The sequence below is a fragment of the Streptococcaceae bacterium ESL0729 genome (assembly GCA_029391995.1).
Classification (GTDB): Bacteria; Bacillota; Bacilli; order Lactobacillales; family Streptococcaceae; genus Floricoccus.
Genome location: CP113924.1, coordinates 989,467 through 1,006,880 on the forward strand (window position 1 = coordinate 989,467; position 17,414 = coordinate 1,006,880).

General features: G+C 37.5%; 15 protein-coding genes. 2 read left to right on the forward strand and 13 right to left on the reverse strand.

From position 1 onward, the window contains the following. Nucleotides 1-516: 516 nt before the first annotated feature. On the forward strand, nt 517-1,596 hold the full coding sequence (locus OZX68_04970) for an LD-carboxypeptidase (protein ID WEV60280.1): 1,080 nt from the start codon (nt 517-519) through the stop codon (nt 1,594-1,596). A 27-nt stretch (nt 1,597-1,623) separates the two neighbouring features. On the opposite strand, the gene OZX68_04975 is transcribed toward OZX68_04970, so the two are convergent. From OZX68_04975 to OZX68_05020, 10 genes are all read right to left on the reverse strand, one after another. Next, nucleotides 1,624-1,914: a hypothetical protein gene (locus OZX68_04975; protein WEV60281.1), complete on the reverse strand. Its 291-nt coding sequence runs from the start codon at nt 1,912-1,914 to the stop codon at nt 1,624-1,626. 540 nt (nt 1,915-2,454) lie between these two features. Further along, entirely contained in the window at nt 2,455-4,269 is a 1,815-nt protein-coding gene (locus tag OZX68_04980; protein ID WEV60282.1) for an AIPR family protein, read from the reverse strand. 516 nt (nt 4,270-4,785) lie between these two features. Continuing rightward, nucleotides 4,786-6,180 carry a Fe-S cluster assembly protein SufB gene (gene sufB / locus OZX68_04985; protein WEV60283.1) on the reverse strand — a complete coding sequence of 465 codons (1,395 nt, stop codon included), beginning with the start codon at nt 6,178-6,180 and terminating at the stop codon, nt 4,786-4,788. A gap of 55 nt (nt 6,181-6,235) precedes the next feature. Next, on the reverse strand, nt 6,236-6,694 hold the full coding sequence (locus OZX68_04990) for an SUF system NifU family Fe-S cluster assembly protein (GenBank protein WEV60284.1): 459 nt from the start codon (nt 6,692-6,694) through the stop codon (nt 6,236-6,238). Next, entirely contained in the window at nt 6,681-7,910 is a 1,230-nt protein-coding gene (locus OZX68_04995; GenBank protein WEV60285.1) for a cysteine desulfurase, read from the reverse strand. The genes OZX68_04990 and OZX68_04995 overlap by 14 nt, the downstream gene beginning before the upstream one ends. Then, nucleotides 7,907-9,196, reverse strand: a complete 1,290-nt coding sequence (gene sufD, locus OZX68_05000; protein WEV60286.1) for a Fe-S cluster assembly protein SufD — start codon at nt 9,194-9,196, stop codon at nt 7,907-7,909. The genes OZX68_04995 and sufD overlap by 4 nt, the downstream gene beginning before the upstream one ends. Nucleotides 9,197-9,206: 10 nt before the next feature. Then, entirely contained in the window at nt 9,207-9,980 is a 774-nt protein-coding gene (sufC, locus tag OZX68_05005; protein ID WEV60287.1) for a Fe-S cluster assembly ATPase SufC, read from the reverse strand. Between the two features lie 142 nt (nt 9,981-10,122). Then, on the reverse strand, nt 10,123-11,283 hold the full coding sequence (locus tag OZX68_05010) for an MraY family glycosyltransferase (protein ID WEV61378.1): 1,161 nt from the start codon (nt 11,281-11,283) through the stop codon (nt 10,123-10,125). Between the two features lie 96 nt (nt 11,284-11,379). Further along, nucleotides 11,380-12,093, reverse strand: coding sequence for an adaptor protein MecA (locus tag OZX68_05015; GenBank protein ID WEV60288.1), 714 nt, complete (start codon nt 12,091-12,093; stop codon nt 11,380-11,382). A gap of 51 nt (nt 12,094-12,144) precedes the next feature. Continuing rightward, nucleotides 12,145-12,789, reverse strand: a complete 645-nt coding sequence (locus OZX68_05020) for an HAD family phosphatase (protein WEV60289.1) — start codon at nt 12,787-12,789, stop codon at nt 12,145-12,147. Nucleotides 12,790-13,780: 991 nt separating this feature from the next. On the opposite strand from OZX68_05020, the gene OZX68_05025 reads away from it, so the two are divergent. Then, complete coding sequence (locus OZX68_05025) at nt 13,781-15,130, forward strand: aspartate kinase (GenBank protein ID WEV60290.1); 1,350 nt, start codon at nt 13,781-13,783, stop codon at nt 15,128-15,130. A gap of 39 nt (nt 15,131-15,169) precedes the next feature. Here the strand turns inward: OZX68_05025 and rpoE are convergent, their stop codons facing one another. The 3 genes from rpoE to OZX68_05040 form a co-directional block, all read right to left on the reverse strand. After that, a complete protein-coding gene (gene rpoE / locus OZX68_05030) occupies nt 15,170-15,742 on the reverse strand; it encodes a DNA-directed RNA polymerase subunit delta (GenBank protein ID WEV60291.1) in 573 nt (190 codons plus the stop codon). Between the two features lie 102 nt (nt 15,743-15,844). After that, nucleotides 15,845-17,128: a trigger factor gene (tig, locus tag OZX68_05035; protein ID WEV60292.1), complete on the reverse strand. Its 1,284-nt coding sequence runs from the start codon at nt 17,126-17,128 to the stop codon at nt 15,845-15,847. Nucleotides 17,129-17,236: 108 nt separating this feature from the next. Then, nucleotides 17,237-17,413, reverse strand: a complete 177-nt coding sequence (locus tag OZX68_05040; GenBank protein WEV60293.1) for a DNA-directed RNA polymerase subunit beta — start codon at nt 17,411-17,413, stop codon at nt 17,237-17,239. Nucleotide 17,414: the final 1 nt, after the last annotated feature.

Sequence of the window (17,414 nt, forward strand, 5' to 3'; positions counted from 1 at the left end):
GCCACTAGTTTGGCTAGCACCGCTGCCATCAATTACTGGTACAATAAGCTACCTCCTTCACATCATTTACCAAATTTTGATACATAAGTTACTATTACCATGTGATTATTATATATTGTTCTGAAAACGTTTGCAAGAATAAGCTAAGATTATTGCAAAAAAATATCATTTTACCTTTTTAAATGATAATTACAGCTGAAATTTGCCTGTTTTTCCATAAAATAAGCTTTTATTTTCTGTTTATTTCATAATAAAATATGGTTCGTTTAAAATATTAGATTGACCAAGATATTTGTTTTTTAATGTTCTTAATCAATTTTTTCATATTTAATCAACTGATAATGTAATAATATTAACAAGTTCTTGTAGCACTAGGTATGCTAAGGATGGATTTATGAAAAAAATTACAGGTTTTCTTTTAGCCGTAAGTTTTTTAATGCTATAATAGCCAGTAAAATTAATGAGCTGCTAATGCCTATAGCCAGTAAAAAAGCAAATTAAGAAGGGAGCAAGCAGATGATTAAGGCAAAGAGATGGAGAGAAGGAGATAAGGTGGCTATTGTGAGCCTTTCGCGGGGGATTCTTGGCGAGGAGTTTGTCAGCCATAATCTTGAGATTGGCTGTGCGAGACTTAGGGCCATGGGACTTGAGCCTGTATTTATGGCTAACACCCTCAAGGGAATTGACTACCTAAGAGAGCATCCTGAAAAGCGGGCCCAGGATCTGATTGACGCCTTTTCGGACGCGAGCATTAAGGGGATTATTTGTGCCATCGGAGGGGACGATACCTACAAAACCCTACCCTACTTACTTGATAAGCCTGATTTTAAGGAGCTGGTCCGCAAGAATCCTAAGATTTTTACAGGCTTTTCGGACACAACTACCAACCACCTCATGCTTTACAAGCTAGGCCTTGTAAGCTACTACGGAATGGCCTTTATCACCGATCTGGGTGAGATTAGTGAGTCCATGCTGCCTTACACGGAGGAGTACTTCAACTACTACTTAGATAATGCTTACGATTTTCAAAAAATTAAGGCAAGCCCCGTCTGGTATGAAGAGAGGACCGATTTTTCTAAGGCTGCCTGTGGTCAGGAGCGGATTTGTCATGAAGATTCTAAGGGCTTTGAGCTCCTTCAAGGTCGACCAATATTTGAGGGTAAGCTTCTAGGCGGCTGCCTTGATAGCCTTTATGACATGCTTGTTCCCTACAGCCACCCTAACCAACCTCAAGTCATTAAAAAATACGAAATCTTTCCAAGTCTCAAGGATTGGCAGGATAAAATCCTCTTTTTAGAGACATCAGAGGTCAAGGAAAAGCCAGCCATGATCAAAAAAATGCTCCTTAAGCTAAAGGAGCAGGGCATTTTTGAGGTTCTTGAAGGGATAATCTTTGGTAAACCCCAAGACGAAGCTTATTATGATGAATATAAAGAAGTAATCAAGGAGGTCATAGCTAACCCCGACCTTCCTGTTCTCTACAATGTCAACTTTGGTCACGCAACCCCACGCACCATCATCCCCCTAGGTATCAAGGCCCGGGTCGATTTCCCCAGGCAGGAGATTGTGTTTTTAGAGGAAGTTTTTGAGAAATAATAAAAAACCAGTCTCTAGGGATTCGTTTTAATGATGCGGCGTCACAAGCTCACTGATTGAGTCGCAGATTATCAGGATGTAAAGGGTGGTGCAAAGGAAGATTGCACAGCTTTCAAGGGTCAGGTTGTTTTCAAAAACTGTCGAAAAAATATTTGACGGGAGCTCTGGCCTGCTATTTATAAGGAGTCCAGCCCCAAAGACGAGAAACATGAGACGGCAAACATTCCGAATAACATTCCAAACCTTTGATTTTTTCTTAAGTAAAAAGCTAATGACGATGTAGATAAAGGAAATGACGGCTAAGATTGGCCCATTCATAGGAGATTTTCCTTCCTTTCAGGTGGATTTGTAGGATTGATAAGATGTTTATAAATAAATGCTAGTTTTTCTAGCCTACAGGAGAAATTCTACACTAAGTTAGTGAATAGTTCAATATTTTTTTGATAATGATTTATCTAAGTTGCATGATGGTAAGGAAATAGCCTTGATCAAATAGAAGATTTTGTATAGAAAAAAAAGAGGTTTTTACACCTCTCTTCTTTTATTTATAAAATGAAACAAATCTAATTTCATAGGCTTTCATTAGACAGAAAATCTAACTAAATCAGATTTTAATAACAACATTACTTTTATAGTCCAATTTTTTCAATCAAGGCTCGTTTTATTAAGGTTTCCGACGATATCATTAACTATCAAATCAAGTTAATAAGAGTTTTTCTAGTAATTTAAAGAGCCAAGTTTACAAATGATTATTAGATTAAAATTGTCAAATATGAACAGCAATAGTATATTTTTGAAACAATGAAAAGGTCTAGATAACTAATTATTTTTTCTATCTAACATTGATATAAACACATTTTATTTAGGCAAACTTTTTTCAACGAAAGAAAGTAACCAATCTGTTGTTTCCTTTCTCTCAAAAAGTTTCCTGTCTTTCAAAATTTCATCTATATCAATACCCCCGTATTGTTCTTTAAGACAGGAATTTATTATTTCTATCGCTTCATCAAAAACTTTATTCGCTTGATTTTCTTTCAACATTATTTTTTCAATAATTTCACTATTTTTATTATTATTCTTATCTATTTTGTTACTAAGATTAATTTGTTTACAGCAAATATACTTAGCCAACATGATTATATGCCATCTAGCTCTTCTATATGCCCGATCATGATTGTTCAATACATATCGTTCTGCTCTATACCAAGTTAAGCCACTAGTGTAGTAAACATTTAACAAACCGAAATCTTTGCTATCGTCGAACAACAGCCCTCTAGTTTTCTTTTCTACTTTACCATATTGCCCTGATACTTCATGGGGTAAATTCAAAAACATAGCTGAAGTCGATTTTATCTGAAGTGGAATATTTATTATTTTAGTTTTAGGAATATTTTCATCTCTATATTGTTCTGTTCTTCTTTCATAAAATAACTCAAAATTATTTTCTATTTTCTTAGATTTATAGCATTCTTCAATGGCCTTTTGTATTGGTGCTAGTGCAGCTAACTGTTCAGGTTTTAATGTTGTTTGACTATTGGTTGCCTTGATAATACTATTTTTTGTTTCTTCATCATCAGTAGCAATAAATCTTGCCGGAATATAAACATCTTCCTTGTTTTCCAATTCATCAATTAATTCAAAAATTACATTACTTGTTTGACAACCATTTACCACCTGATAATTTATTAAAGTTAATTCTTCTGAGTTCAAATTTATTTCATCACTAATAATTGTTATTCCATTGTTTAATATCCCAAATAGGTAGCTATCTGTGCCAAGTAATTGCTCTCTCATACTATGATTAACTTCTATTTTTTCTTCTGAACCTAAATAATAACGTATATTATCATCAAATATACCTTTTCTTAAAATACGCTTTCCAGAAACTTCATCAGTTAAAATGTTAATAAAATCTTCCAACTTTATTAATCCATAGTATCCATTTTTAATTTTGCCTCTTTTATCTTTAGGATATGTAACTGGAGTTTTAGTCATGTTAACAACAATTTCAAGGTCTGAATTACTTTTTTTATGTAAATTCATAATTTCTTTTAAGCCCCAAAATTGTGGATGCGATACTTTACTAAACATAGCTAAATTCTCTAAATCTTCTATCTTTAAATCTATTTCTGATTTTAAGTGAATATCTTCAGAATTTATTTCTTTGGGAGATAAACTAGCAAAAATAGCATTTAATTTAGGATTTTCTTTAAACCTAATTGCTTTTGTATAGATATATTTAGCAGTTTCCCAAAATTCTTTCAATTCAGGTATTTCGCATTTTTCAAAATTGAAAAAGCGTCGAATACCTATTAAAAAATCGCTTATCTCAATCCTATTGAAACTATTTTCAGTTTTTGATTGGCTAAAATAAAATTCAACATCAATTTTTTTCAATCCCTCCAATACGTCATCCACGTCCTCTGGACTTTTAACAAATCTATCAGCAACAAAAATTGCTATCCCATCGATACCGAAAGCTGTTTTTGTTTCCATATCATAAAAATTTGCACTTGGATCATTTCCATATAAAGTTAGAATCATATCATTTATATATTTTTCAAATAGACCATGTTTATCTTTAGCTTTAGAATTAGATATTTCATATTTATCAATAAAATCATCTAAATAAGTGTTAATAATTGGATTCTTAATCTCTGTCTTTTTCCCCATCTAAAATTGAACTCCCTATCATTATTTTCATTCAACTTCGATTGTATCAAAGAAATATATTTATTTCAATTAAGATTGATAACACAATCTAAACTATGTGAAATATTTGTAGAGTTGTTTCATATGCAATAACCCCCCTCAACTATGTAATAATTTACAGCCAAAAAATATTTTTCGTTCCATTTACATATGAAACACAGAAATCCCAGTATATCAATACTAAATATACGTTTAATTTCTTTTCACATATCAAAATTTATTAACCATTTGCAAATTATAAAAGGGTTCTCTAAGTGAGCATTCTCTTCTATCTAAAAATATCTTTAGAATAATCAAATAACAACAAGGCGAAACCGCTATCCTATTCAATTAAATTACTTGTATAATTCTATAAATAGTATAATTATATTTAGTTAGTTGTTCATCAATTAAAACTGATTATTTATACTGTCATACATAGCAAAATAAAAAAGCCAGAACCCTCACATATCAAGGGTCCTAGCTATTATAACAGTTCTATCCGACACTACCTTCCATTTCGTAGCTGATCAGGCGGTTAAGCTCGACTGCGTACTCCATTGGAAGTTCTTTGGTGAAGGGTTCCACAAATCCCATGACGATCATCTCTGTTGCTTCTCCTTCACTAAGCCCGCGGCTCATGAGGTAGTAGAGTTGTTCTTCTGAAATTTTTGAAACCTTAGCCTCATGCTCAAGGGCAACTTGGCTATTATGGATTTCATTAAATGGTACAGTATCTGATTTTGAAATGTCATCCATGATGATAGTGTCACATTCAATGTGGGATACTGATTTTTTACTTGGCTTACCAAAAGTTACCTGGCCTCGGTAGTTAACCTCACCACCACCTTTAGCAATTGATTTTGAAACAATTGATGAAGATGTATGTGGGGCATTGTGAATCATCTTGGCTCCAGTGTCCTGGATTTGTCCTTCGTTAGCGAAGGCAATTGAAAGCATGGTACCACGAGCTCCAGGTCCATCAAGATAAACAGCTGGATACTTCATAGTTTTTTTAGCACCAAGGTTTCCGTCAATCCACTCAACTGTTGCATTATCAAGGGCACGGGCACGTTTGGTAACTAGGTTGAAGACGTTGTCTGACCAGTTTTGGATGGTCGAATAACGAACATAGGCACCTTCAAGGGCAAAGATTTCAACAACCGCCGCATGGAGGCTGTTTGATGAGTAAGTTGGTGCTGTACATCCTTCAACATAGTGAACGCTTGCTCCCTCGTCAACAACGATAAGGGTACGCTCAAACTGACCAGTATTTTCATTGTTGATACGGAAGTAAGTTTGAAGAGGTACATCGACCTTAACACCTTTTGGTACATAGATGAAGGTTCCACCTGACCAAACGGCAGAGTTTAGGGCTGCAAGCTTGTTGTCTGATGGTGGTACAAGTTTTGCGAAGTATTTTTTAAAGATTTCAGGATATTCTTTAAGGGCTGAGTCAGTATCTGTAAAGATAATTCCAAGCTTTGTAAACTCATCCTTCATGTTGTGGTAAACCACTTCACTCTCATACTGGGCACTTGCTCCGGCAAGATAGGCACGCTCTGCTTCAGGGATACCGATTTTCTCGAATGTTTCCTTGATTTTTTCTGGAACGTCATCCCAGTCACGAGCTGGCTTGTCAGATGGTTTTTGGTAGTAGATAATATCGTCGAAATCAACATCATCTAATCCTGGTCCCCAATCTGGAAGGCTCATTTTATTAAAGGCCTCAAAAGATTTCAAACGGAAGTCAAGCATCCATTCAGGTTCATTTTTTTCTGCGGAAATTTGGCGGACAATCTCTTCTGTTAGTCCTTTTCCTGTTGAATAAATCGGGTTTACGTCATCGTGAAAGCCGTATTTATACTCTTGTAGTTCAGGTACTCCTGCCATACAAATCCTTTCTATTTACATCCTGTAAATTATAAATTTTACTATATGATAGTTTTTAATGTTCGTCTAAGTTTACTGCTAGGGCTTCTTGATTATCAAGGGCCTTTTTAAGGGCATTCCAAGCAAGGGTTGCACACTTTATCCTTTGAGGGAATTTGGCAACACCTGCTAGAAGTTTGGCTTCGCCTAATTTATCCTGATCTGGGTCATCTTTACCTTGAACCATATCTGAAAAAATATCAGCCAAAGCCCTGGCCTCGTCTCTTGTTTTACCAAGAACAGCTTCTGTCATCATTGAAGCACTGGCTGTTGAAATAGTACAGCCGTTTCCTTCAAAGGCAATTTGAGAGATTTTATCATCTTCAAAGTCAACTGAAAGCTTGATTACATCCCCACAAGTTGGATTATTCAAATCAATCTGTGTGGCTGATTCAAGAACTCCCCTATTATGTGGATGGCTTGAATGGTCTAAAATCACTGCCCGGTATAGATTATCTAGTCTAGAAAGTGCCATTGAAAAACTCCTTTGTCTTTAAGAGGGCGTCGACAAGTTTGTCACAGTCCTCCTTGGTATTGTAAAAATAAAGGCTGGCTCTTGCAGTTGCAGCTACATTTAGGTAGTTGTTTAAAGGCTGGGCACAGTGGTGGCCTGCCCTTACTGCAACTCCTTCCATATCAAGGGCTGTAGCTACATCATGGGGGTGGATGTTATCAAGATTAAAGGCAATAACGCCACTTCTCTTTGATAGATCACGGGGTCCATAGATGGTAAGTCCTGAAATCTCATGGAGCTTGGGCATCAGATAGCTTACAAGCTCTGCCTCATAGGCATGAATTTCGTCCATACCGATGTTTTCCAAGTAGTCAATGGCTGCACCAAGACCGATAGCTCCAGAGATATTAGGGGTACCAGCTTCAAACTTCCAAGGTAAATCCTTAAAGCTTGAGCTTTGTTCATAGACAAAGTCAATCATCTCCCCACCAAATTCAAGAGGGGTCATCTCCTTTAGAAGACTTTCCTTCCCGTAAAGGACGCCAATTCCTGTCGGTGCAATCATCTTATGACCTGAGAAGGCAAAGAAGTCACAATCCAAATCCCTAACATCAATCTTCATATGAGGGACAGATTGGGCTCCATCAACGACCATCAAGGCCCCATGTTTATGAGCATGACTGGCTATTTCCTTGACAGGATTGATTACTCCTAGAAGGTTTGAGGCATGGGTGATGGATACAAATTTTGTCTTATCACCGATGGCATCATAAAGTCCTGCCATGTCAAGTTCTCCCTTGTCATCAAGGTAGACATACTTGAGGATGGCTCCTGTTTTTTTAGCAGCCTCCTGCCAGGGAACAATATTTGAATGATGCTCCATGATAGAGATTACAATCTCGTCTCCCTCTTGAAGAACCTGACCAGCATAAGTAGCAATCCAGTTAAGGGAGGTTGTTGTCCCCCTAGTAAAGATGACTTCTTTGGTTGACCCAGCTCCAATAAAGCTTCTAACCTTCTCTCTTGCAGCTTCATAATCATGGGTCGCACGCTCAGCTAAAGTATGAACACCCCTGTGAACATTGGCATTATCATGTTCATAGTAGGCTCTAAGCTTGTCTAAAACAGCCTTGGGTTTTTGGGTGGTTGCTGCATTATCCAGATAGATTAAGGGCTCATCATTAACGATTTGATCTAGGATGGGAAAATCCTTGCGAATTTGATGGGCATCAATCATCTCTTGTCCAGCTTCCTATCAATAACTTGAACCATCTCAGCTTGTACTTCTTTTAGAGGAATTTCTGTGATAACAGAACCTAGGAAGCCACGGATGACAAGTCTTTCTGCTGTATCAGTATCAAGTCCACGACTTTGAAGGTAGTACATATCCTCTGGGTCAACCTGCCCGATTGAGGCAGCATGTCCTGCTGTTACATCATTTTCATCAATTAGAAGAATTGGGTTGGCATCACTACGAGCCTTGTCTGAAAGCATAAGAACACGGCTCTCTTGTTGAGCGTCAGCACCCTTGGCACCACGAATAATATGACCAATTCCGTTGAATGTTAGAGTTCCAGCTTCAAGGATTACACCGTGTTGGAGGATGTGTCCGACTGAATTTTTACCGTAGTTGGTAACGCGGGTATCAATCCCTTGGATTTGCTTACCAGTCGATACAGCCACAGCCTTAATTCTTGCATGACTTCCGTCTCCCATAAGGTCTGAATCAAAGTCTGCAACAACATTTCCCTCATTCATGACACCAATGGCCCAGTCAATTGATGCATCACGGTCTAGGTGACCACGACGGTTCATATAGCTTGTATAGTTGGCTCCAAGCTGGTCAATGGCTGAGAATTTAATCTGAGCTCCCGCTTCAGCAATAACCTCAACAATGATATTAGCCGCAGTTTTTGGTCCCTGTCCTTCAGGAACTTCTTGGAAACGTTCAAGGTATGAGAATTTACTATTTGCTCCCGCTACAATCAAAACGTGTCTAAAGTCACGGTCATTTGTAGAACCTCCGTAGAAAAGTGACTCAAGGGGTTCTTTAATAACAACATCCTTTGGTACGTAAAGGAAGGCTCCTCCGTTCATAAAGGCTGCGTGAGCTGCTGTCATCTTGTCTTCATCAACCTTAACTGCACGAGTCATGTAGTATTTTTGAACTAAATCAGGATATTCCTTCATGGCTTCAAATAAGTCCATGAAGATAACACCAGCTTGGGTTAATTCTTCTGTTAGGTGAACAGATGCCTTAGCAGTTGCCTTTTGAATCAGGGTTCCATGGCTAAATTCCTCAGTTGCAGCATCCATCTCAAGCTCATCACTTTGACAAAGGTTAGTTTTATCAAAGTCAAAAAGTGGCCAGCGTTCATACTTAACACGCTCAATAAGTGGAAGCTTAAGCTCGTCTGCCTTATCAAGAGCATCTAAACGGAGCTCAGTCATCCAAGCAGGTTCATTCTTAAATTTAGAGAATTTTTCAACCGAAGTCTTGTATTCCTTATATTTTTCCTTCATTGGGACCTCCTTAAGCTTCGTCTTCTTTGTAGTCAATACCTAATTCACGGCTGATTCCTGAGTATCCTTCAGCTTCAAGACGGCGGGCTAAGTCAGCTGTTCCTGTCATTACAACACGACCTTCCATCATGATGTGGACAACATCAGGTGTGATGTAGTTAAGTAGACGTTGGTAGTGGGTGATGATAAGGGCACCAAAATCTTCTCCACGCATGGCATTGATTCCTTTTGATACAACCTTTAGGGCATCGATATCAAGACCTGAGTCAATCTCATCAAGGATGGCAAATGTTGGCTCAAGCATTAGAAGTTGAAGGATTTCATTACGTTTTTTCTCACCACCTGAGAATCCTTCGTTAAGGTAACGCTCAGCCATATCCTCATGCATGTTTAACAGATCCATGTTTTTATCAAGTTTTTTGATAAAGTCTAAAACTGAAATTTTATCATCTTCATCACGGCGGGCATTCATGGCTGCACGCATGAATTCAGCATTTGTGATTCCTGGGATTTCACTTGGATACTGCATGGCTAGGAAAAGTCCAAGGCGGGCTCTTTCATCAACTTCAAGTTCAAGGATATTCTCTCCATCAAACAGGATTTCCCCTTGGGTTACCTCATAGTTTGGATTACCCATAATGGCTGCTGAAAGGGTTGATTTCCCTGTTCCATTTGGTCCCATGATGGCATGGATTTCATTTGTATTGATTACAAGGTTAACTCCCTTTAAGATTTCCTTGTCCTCAATTCTCACGTGTAAATCTTTAATTTCTAAAACTGACATAATTTTCCTCTCTTAATAAATACTTAGTAAATACATTGTAAACACATTAACTTAATAAATATACTTGCAAAATGGCTTATAACCATCAAGCTTTATTATAAATAAATTCGGACAGGCTTTCAAAAAATCTGTCCGAACATTTTTATTCACTCTTATTGTTTTTTTCCTCTTTCTTGGGCTGGTCATGGGGCCCTTCAACATAGGTAAACAGGTTGAGAAGGGGCTGCCTTTTCTCTCCCCAGACACCCAGGGATTCAAGAAGGATTTCAAGACCTAAAAGACTAGCTACTAGAAGGAGGATTCCTCCAATTCTGCTCGAAAAGTTTAAGATAATTGAAATGATTGAAAAGATCAGAGCGATACCATAAATCACAAGGACAGCTGCCCTATGGCTAAGACCAATTCCCAAAAGCCTATGGTGCAGATGCATCTTATCAGCTTCGGATACCTTCTGGTTGTTAAGCTTTCTTCTGATGATGGCTGCCAAAGTATCTGTAACAGGCACTCCAAGGATAATCATTGGAGTCAAAACAGCCACTGCTGTCGCGTTTTTAAGACCCTGAAGGCTTAGAACAGAAATCATAAAACCCAGGTACAAGGCTCCTGTATCTCCCAGGTAAACCTTAGCTGGATTAAAGTTATAGGGCAAGAAGCCTGCGATGGCTGCGACCAGAATAAAGATGGTAATAGGCAAGTAAACATTGATATTACCAAGAAAGGCATAGGCAACAATTCCCATGGTTAAAAGGCTGATTAAAGACACGCCACTTGCCAGACCGTCCAAGCCATCAATAATATTTACGGCATTGGTAATTGATGCAATCCAAATAATGGTTAAAATTAAGGACAACCACCAGGGAAATTCAAGAAGGGGGCCACCAAAGGGAATTTTAAAGTTATCAAAACGAAACTTTGAAAAGGTCCAAATACTGATGGATGCAAGAACAATGCCAAACATCTTCCACTTGGGCGAAAGCTCCTTCACATCATCAATAAGCCCCGTAACTATAATAATCAAACTCGATAAAATAAGGGGGATGACATAGGTCAGGTAGGTCAAAAAGCCGTGGGGGCCTTCAATATTTCCGACAATTTGTGGCAGGATAAAGAGGCTTGTAAAGCTAAAGGAAATAAAAATAGCAAGACCACCAGCACTGGGCATGGGTACCTTATTAATTCTTCTAGCATTAGGGTTATCAACGGCACCAATTTTTTTGGCAAATTTTATTACAAAGGGGGTTACGACTAAACTTATCAAAAAAGTTGAGCCTAAAACGATTAAATATTTCAAAATAAAGGGCATATTCTCACTCAAATCTATCACTTGTTATTGTTTATTTAATTATCAATTTTCATTATAACAAAAAAAAGGCAGGAAGACCCCACCAATTTAATAAAATTACATCTGCCTTAGTAGTTCTAGGGCATCATACTCAAAGATAGGCCTACCATATTCAACCAAAGTCTCCCTTGGAGTCTTTTCATCCTGGCCAAATTCAAGCATCTGAGCATAGACACCCTTGACAAAATCACGCCCCTTAAGCTTTTGATTTTGCAAAATTGTCATATAATACTTGTCGGCGTACTTATAAAGCTCACTCTCTTCAACCTCTTGATTAACGGCCTTTGCCATATCAATGGCATCATCAAGCTGCCTAAATTTCAAGGTAAAATAGGTAAATTCAGGTAGTTCCTTCTCTTCAGGCTCTTCTTCCTTCTTATGACTACCATCAGGGCCAAACATGAATTCAGCGGCCTGGCTAATCTCTGGAAATTCTGGATGATCGCCACCTTCAGTGCGGTTTTTAATCATATTTTCAATGGCTTTTGTGAACTCTTCAGGATCTGATGGAAATTCTATCTCATCCATATCAACCTTTTCACCTCTTACCATCAAGTCAATTCCCTTAGAATTTGGTCTTACCTGAAAGCTTACAACGTCACTTTCTAAAAATTGCTCTGTTATATCAAGCTCAGATGAGATGTCATAAAACAACTCCTCAACAGCGTCTTGATTGGTTAGAAACTCAGAAAGATTTATTCCCCGCTCACGTAGGTCGTCAAATGTCATCTTTATTTTGATTGTATTTTCATTAATGTTTTCTAATTCCATAATGACCTCACTTTACTATAAGACTAATATTAGTAGTATACCACAATTTTTTTAGACTAGCTGATTCTTAACATCACTTAGGCTTGCAAACAGTCTTGTGGCCTTGTCTTGATTCATACCAAATCTCTCGTCCTTTATGGCCCAGACACTGGCACCTGCTGCAACTCCTGCCTCAATTCCCTTTTGGCTGTCCTCAATAATTAAAACCTCACTGGGCTTAAGACCTAGCTTGTCCATGGTTACCTGGTAGATTTCAGGATTGGGTTTAGTTTCCTTGAAATCTTCCCCACTTGAGATGACCTCAAAATAATCAAACAAATCATTATCAGAAAGCATGGTTCTTATATCATGATTGGTAGAGCTTGATGCTAGAGCAAGCCTGTAGCCGGCTGCCTTCAAAGCCTCTAAAACCTCCCTTGTATCAGGGAAAAGAAGGTCCTTATAAGGCAGGGGATTGTTATTTTTGTGGGCCAAATAATCTGCCTGTAGTTTATCCAAATCCCATTTATCATAGTCGTCTAAAAGGATTTTTGACCAGACATTTTTCATATTTCCTCCGATGAAAAATGAAGGTGGTAAATGGCTAATACTAATACCTTGTGAAGTCATAAATTCTTCACGCCTGTCATAATAAAATTGCTCTGTATCTACAAGGACACCGTCCATATCGAAAATAATCGCTTTATATTTATTCATAATTTATAATTATATCACAAATAACAACACATAAAAATAATATTGATTAATAGCAGTAAATCCTTTAAAACAAGGAAATATTAAAAATCACTAGGTATCTAATATATACTTAACCTATTTATAATTCTTTATTTTTGATACCCAACTCTTATAAAATATTTAACCATAAAAAAGATGACTGATAGTCACCTTTTTTATTTTTCAATACTAATATCACTCAAAAACTCAATAATCTTAAATATTTAAAGACCATAAAAGTACCCATATTAGGTAAAATAACTGTGATTAAAAAAACAGTCGACACAAATTTCATTTAAAAATTTTTTTACCTAACAGATATAGCATAAACACTAAAACGATGTAAATTATTGTCCATAACCAAAGTAATTTAGGTTCTTTATCAATCAATATCCTCAAGGGAATCATAGCGATAAAAACAGGAACAAGTATATAAAGAAGATCTTTTTTCATATCAATTTCCTCAAGTTATTTTTCATTGAGCCTATCCAGTACTAGGATTGTGGCGGTAATGAATTTCAACCTACCATTATTATTTGTATTTAGCCTATCAGCCAGCAATTGTCCTGGACTTTTAATTACTGCTAAATACCCAATATCTCTACCCGCAGTAAAACTAACGAATCATCCACTGGCAATAACCAAATACTCCATTTCTATAACAATTGCTCTGTAGTCTAACCAACTATCATAGATAAATTACAAATATTATCTAAATGTAAAATGCTAATTCCAGATATTCTAAAATATTATAATTATTTTGTCAAATAGCTATTCCAGTTTCATCTTCTACACCATATCTTTTTACTTTACTCATTTAGTAATTATTTATAACAAAATACATGTAACAATATTTTAAAAGCGGACTTAAAAAGTACCAACCTTAGTAATATTAAAATACAATCCTTCAAAAGCTTGAAAATGTTCTGAATTTTGCTATAATTCTTCTTAATATATTTGTTTTGGAGGAATTATGAAGGTAGTTAAATTTGGAGGTTCATCAGTTGCTAGTGGAAGTCAGATTAAGAAGATTTTCAACATTGTTAAAAGCGACCCACAGCGTAAGTTTGTTGTAGTCAGTGCACCAGGAAAAAGATTTCCTGAGGATACCAAGGTAACTGATGCCTTGATTAAGTACTACAACAGTGTTAAGGCTCAAGACGGGATTTTAGAAAGCCAAGAATGGCTAATAAACAGATATAAGGAAATCATCGAGGAACTTAAGCTACCTGAGACTACCCTTCTTACCATCAAGAAAAATATCACAGACCTTGCTGATTTAGACCTTGAAAATAATAAGTTTGCTTACGATAGCTTCTTGGCCGCTGGTGAAAATAATAATGCCATTTTAATTGCCCAGTATTTCAACCAAGAGGGCTTAAAAGCAAGCTATATCAATCCCAAGGAGGCAGGAATTATTGTCAGTAAGGAGCCTGGCAATGCCCGCCTCCTTGAATCAAGCTCTGATAAGATTAAAAAAATTAGAGATTACGAGGGGATTTTGGTCATTCCAGGTTTCTTTGGGGTAACTGAAGATGATCAGATTTGTACCTTCTCCCGTGGGGGGAGTGACATTACCGGAAGCCTTATTGCAGCAGGTGTTGGAGCAAGTATCTATGAGAACTTCACCGACGTTGACGGTATCTTTTCAGCCCATCCTGGTATCATAGAAAATCCCAACTCAATTGAGGAGCTGACCTATACTGAGATGCGAGAGTTATCCTACGCTGGCTTTTCTGTCCTACATGATGAAGCTCTTATTCCAGCCTACCGTGCGGGTATCCCAATCGTTATCAAGAACACCAACAACCCAGATCATCCTGGAACAAAGATTACCACCAAAAGGGAGGTCAGTAAGACTCCTGTTATTGGAATAGCTGCTGAAGGCGACTTCCTAAGTATCAATATTGAAAAGTACCTCATGAATAGGGAGGTGGGCTTTGGACGCAAGGTTTTACAAAGTTTAGAAGACTTAAATATCCGCTTTGAGCATATGCCAACTGGGATTGATAACCTCTCGGTCATTGTTAGAAACCGCTTTTTAACGACTGATTTTGAGGACACAATCATCACCAGCCTGAGTCAGGAATTACAGCCAGACACAATCAGCATTGAAAAGGATCTTTCCATCATTGTAATCGTTGGTGAGGACATGAAGGAGCACATTGGGGTAACCTCTACTGCTACCAAGGCCCTGTCTGATGCTGGTATCAACTTAGAGATGCTTAGCCAAGGGTCAAGTGAGGTATCTGTCATGTTTGTTGTCAAAGGTGAGCAGGAACAAGAAGCTATCACAGCCTTATATAATGCCTTCTTTAAATAATAAAAAAACTTTGCCTAGGCAAAGTTTTTTTATTTACAATTATTTGTCGTCTTCACTGTCTTCGTCATCATCTTCATCGTCAGTATCTTCACCGATGTACTCACCGTCTTCGTCATCATCTTCAACGACAACCTCAGCAAGTTCTGAATCATAAGCTTCAACTTCAGTCTTCTCATCATCAGGATTTTCATCATCATAATGAATGTCTTCTTCAGTGTAGTCATCATCTTCAGGATCATCATCAGAGTAGTCAATAACATCATCGATGTCAGCAAAGGCATTAACCTTCTTGCGTTTTTTCTTCGGACGATCTTCATCATCAACTTCATCAAGGGCGATTACTTCCTCATTGATTTCGTCAATTGCGTACCAAGCACGAAGGGCCCAAACATTTCCACCTAGTGGAATGAAGCTTCCGTCAGTGTTTAGGTCAGTGTAAAAGGTTGAAAGGTTAGCACGGATGTCAGCATCGCTACGTCCAAGATAATCTTGAATGGCATTTACAAGAACAGAAAACTCCATCTCTTTTCCGTGTTGCTCAAGCATGGCATGAGCTACTTCAATCATTGAAAGTTCGTTCTTATTTTGTCCTTCAAATACTTTTATTTTCAAATCTATTTCCCCTACAATTTTTAATTATGGTTTTCTGATATACCTCATGTGAATTTTGCATATCATTCAAAAACAGGCTAGGAGTTCCTAGCCTATCTGAAATTATTTAACTACTGCAGTTTCAGTAATTGCATTTACTGCTTTCTTCATAGCGATATCGTGTTTAAGCATATCAGCTGAAAGAAGTGATGCAACTTGCTCTTTAGGCATGTTGTATTGGTCAGCAAGTGATGAGATTTCTTCTTCGATTTCTTCATCAGTTGTTTGGTAACCTTCAGCCTCAGCAACTGCTTCGATTACAAGACCTGTACGAACGCGTGCGTCAGCATCTGATTCGTATTGTTTGTGAAGATCTTCTTCTGTAGTACCAGTGATTTGGTAGTACATTTCAGGCGAGATACCTTGTTGTTGCATGTTGTTGAAGAAGTCATTCATTGCACGGTGTACATCTTCTTCAATCATTTCAGCTGGAAGTTCAACGATTTCAGCGTTTTCAACTGCAAGCTCGATTGCTGCATTTTCAACTGCTTCCTTGTAAGCTGCTTCTTTAGACTCAGTTAATTGAGTTTTGTATTTAGCTTTAAGCTCGTCAAGGCTTGATACTTCATCATCGATGTCTTTAGCAAGTTCATCGTCAAGAGCTGGTACTTCTTTAGCTTTAACTTCGTGGATAGTTGTAACGAATACTGCATCTTTACCTGCAAGGTCTTCAGCTTGGTATTCAGCTGGGAAAGTAACCTCAACATTTACAGTTTCACCAGCCTTGTGGCCAACTAGTTGCTCTTCGTAACCTGGGATGAATTGTCCGCTACCAAGCTCTAGTGAGAAGTTGTCTGCAGATCCACCTTCGAATTCAACACCGTCAACTGAACCAACAAAGTCGATTACAACAGTATCGCCTTCTTTAGCAGCGTCTTCAGTTACTACTAATTCTGCAAGGTTGTTACGGGCAGCTTCGATTTTAGCTTCAACTTCAGCGTCAGTTACTTCTGTATCAAAATCAACAGCTACTTCAAGGTTTTTGTAGTCACCAAGTTTAACTTCAGGTTTTACGACAACTTCAGCAGTGATAACCCAGTCAGCACCTTTATCCATTGATTTAACATCAATTTTTGGTTGAGCAACTGGATCAATTCCAGCTTCATCAATTGCTTTAGTGTAAGCTTCAGGAAGAACAGCGTTTAAAGCTTCTTCGTAAAGAGCTTCTTCTCCGTACATTTTATCAAATACTGAACGAGATACTTTACCCTTACGGAATCCAGGTACGTTAAGGTTTTTCTTAACTTTGTTGAAAGCTTTGTCTAACCCTTTGTTGATTGTTTCTTGATCAATTGAAAATGTTACAACACCGTTATTAGTGCCAGTTTTTTCAAAACTTGCAGTCATTATATATTTTCTCCTTTATTATAAAATCCATGCCTAGACACAGAGATATTAGTATAGCTTCTATTATAGCATAGAAAGCCTACTGCCACAATATTTTTCCTTGAATTGCTACTTAAGTTTATCAATTATACTCATCCATTTTGAGGGCTCTAATATATCTTTAGCAGCCCCGCCACCGATAAGCCCGTAGCCGACCATTAAGCCTGCTGCTACGGCAACGATTGATAAAACAACGACCAGAAGAATAATATTTATTCTCCATCCCAAATATCTTATTACTTGCATA